Annotated in this window: 1 pseudogene; it reads left to right on the top strand. The window is 41.4% G+C overall.

Annotated elements, in window-relative coordinates:
* Positions 1-2711, top strand: a pseudogene (locus AAFP11_RS30105) (hypothetical protein); the annotation flags it as partial.
* Positions 2712-2917 lie beyond the last annotated feature (206 nt).

The following is a 2917-nucleotide window of genomic DNA, read 5'->3' as shown; positions in this document are numbered from 1 at the left end:
ATCCTAAACAAAAATTAGTAGCCAAATTTCTCGAAGAAGTCATCCAAGACTGTGGTCCAGAAAATGAAGGAGCAGCCCGTAGAGTTTTGTACTTGCTGACGGATGAAGATGATATCCGTCCTCTGAAAACTCGTGCCGAACTAGCCTTAGATTTAGCCACCTTTGAAGAAGCTGATAAATTAGATTTAGTCTTAGAATTGTTGGTAAAATCTGGTTTAATTTTTCGTTGGACAGAACTGCCAGCCGAGCTTTATCAGCTAGTTCACGACTATCTAGTTGGTTTTATCCGCCAGCAACAGGAATTGGATAAAAAAGCCGAATTTGAGGAACTACGAAAACAACACAAAATTAATAGAGATGTCATCGAACAACTCCGCAAGGAAAAAGAACTAAATGCCCTGCTTTCAGAATCCAGAGACAAACAGCGTCAAGCTAAAGAAAAACAGCATGAGGCTGAAGCAAAACTCTACGAAAATCGCAAATGGCAACTGCGATTAGCAGTGCTGGGAGTGGTAGGATTGACTGGTCTTTCTGGCCTAGCGCTTTATCAAACAAAAGTAGGAGACGAAGCGCGACAACAGGCTGAAAAAGCTCGGACTGATGCCCTAGATTCCGGTTCCCGTGCTCTCGTGCTTTCTAATGAAAAAGACCAAATGGGAATCTTGGAAACCAGTGTGAAAATTGCTAAAGATTCTGTCAATAGTACAGCCTTACCTCTGGATACTAAAAACCAGATTGCAGAAAGACTCAGACGAGCAGTTTCTGGCGTGCAAGAATACAATAGTTTTGAGCAGCACACCAACTTTGTTTTGGATGTGAGTGTCAGTCCAGATGGCAATAAAGTTGCTTCGGCAAGTGCGGACAAAACTGTTAAATTGTGGAGCAAAGAAGGTAAGTTATTAAATACTTTTAATCACAGCGATGGTGTCACGAGTGTTACTTTTAGTCCCGATGGCAAAACCATTGCTACTGGTTGTGGCGATGGCAAAATTAGAATTTGGCAGTTAGATAATAATAAAAAGCCCATGGCCACTTTAGAAGGTCACAAAGATATAGTTACCAGCGTCAGTTTCAGTCCCGACGGCAAAACCATCGCTTCCGGTAGTTACGACAATACTATCAAAATCTGGAACATCCCCAGCCAAAAATTGCTACAAACTTTAACCGGACACAAAGACTTGGTACTTGGTGTCAGATTCAGTCCCGACGGCGAAACAATTGCTTCCGCAAGTGCGGACAAAACTATCAAACTTTGGGAGAGAGAAGGTAAAAGCGATAAATTTAAAACTCTACCCAAAACTTTAAATAAGCATTCTGACATTGTTTACAGTGTCAATTTTAGTCCCAATGGTAAAGAAATAGTCTCGGCAAGTGCGGACACCACAGTCAAAATTTGGAATAGAGAAGGAAAGGAAATTAAGACAATTAAAGGACACAACGAAGAAGTTGTGAGTGCGAGTTTTAGTCGCGATGGCAACAAGATTGTCAGTGGTAGTGCGGATAACACTCTGAAAGTTTGGAGTCGCACCGGCACTTTGCTGAACACTTTTCGAGGACATCAAGATGACGTGAGGGCAGTAACTTTCAGTCGCGATGGCACTATTGTTTCGGCAAGCAAAGACCAAATGGTTAAAAGTTGGAAACCAAACAATACTCCTTTGAATCAAATTTTGGCTGGGCACGGTGACTGGGTGAATAAAGTTAGTTTGAGTTCAGATGGCAAAATAATTGCTTCTGCTAGCAGAGACAAAACTGTGAAACTTTGGCTGGCTAATGGTAGTTTGTTGAGAAGCTTAGTAGGTCACGAAAATTCTGTTAATGGGGTGAGTATTGCGCCGGACAATCGCACCATTGCTTCGGCCAGCGATGACAAAACAGTGAAAGTATGGAGTATAGACGGGAAACTGTTAGATACTCTCCCACACGGCGACATTGTTAACAGCGTGAGTTTTAGTCCTGATGGCAAAATAATTGCCACAGGAAGCGATGATAATAAATTGTACCTTTGGCGTTGGCAGAATGGTCGGGCAACTGCGATCGCCAAACTAGACCACATGAATCAGGTAGTGAGAGTAAGTTTCAGTCCCGACGGTAAAACCATTGCTGCGCTGACAAACGACAAGCCAGAACCCAAAAAAAATCCTTTAAAAGTTGCAGCAACCAAGAAAGTTTACCTGTGGCAAATTAATGGTATGTCGGCAAAATTGCTGACTACTCTCGACCACGACAATAGTGTTAAGGATGTTACTTTCAGTCCTGATGGAAAAACCATTGCTACGGGTTGTGCTGACCAAAAAGTTTACTTGTGGAATTTTGATGGGAAAAAAGCAGTTTTAGCCGAAAAATATAACCATAGTGATAGTGTGGAAAATGTTAGTTTTAGTCCGGACGGGAAGTTAATGGCGGCTGGTGCGGGCAATACTCTTAAATTATGGAATTTTGATGGTCGGAAGGCGACGCTATCTAAGACTTTGGAATCTAGCTATCGGATGTTTAGCGTTACTTTTAGTTCTGATAGTAAAAATCTGGCTTTTGCGATGGATAGAAATGTGGTTCTGTGGCCTGTGGAGAATTTAGAATTGAATCAGATAGTTGCTAAAACTTGTGATTGGTTGGGGGATTATTTGAAGAACAATCAAAATGTGACTGAGGGTGATAAAAAGCTTTGTGTTGGGTTGGGGAATCAGGGTTTAAATCAGGGAAATAAGTAAAATTACTGATAGAAATTTAGTTTTCACTATAAACCTGCGATGGTTCTTAGTAAGGACTTTAGGAACCGAACACAGTTCTCATAAATCTATCTATTGGCTAATCTTTATAGTAAGAAATTTACGGTAAAATTCCAGTAGTCAATTCAACAGCGAGGTAAGCCCGATGGACACCAACTCACAAAATGTCCAACCAGTTCCGCCATTCA

Source organism: Microcoleus sp. CAWBG640 (assembly GCF_020883015.1).
In the GTDB taxonomy this organism is placed as follows: domain Bacteria; phylum Cyanobacteriota; class Cyanobacteriia; order Cyanobacteriales; family Microcoleaceae; genus Microcoleus; species Microcoleus anatoxicus.
Note: the sequence above shows the minus strand (reverse complement) of the source record. Positions and strands in the feature narration are given on the sequence as shown.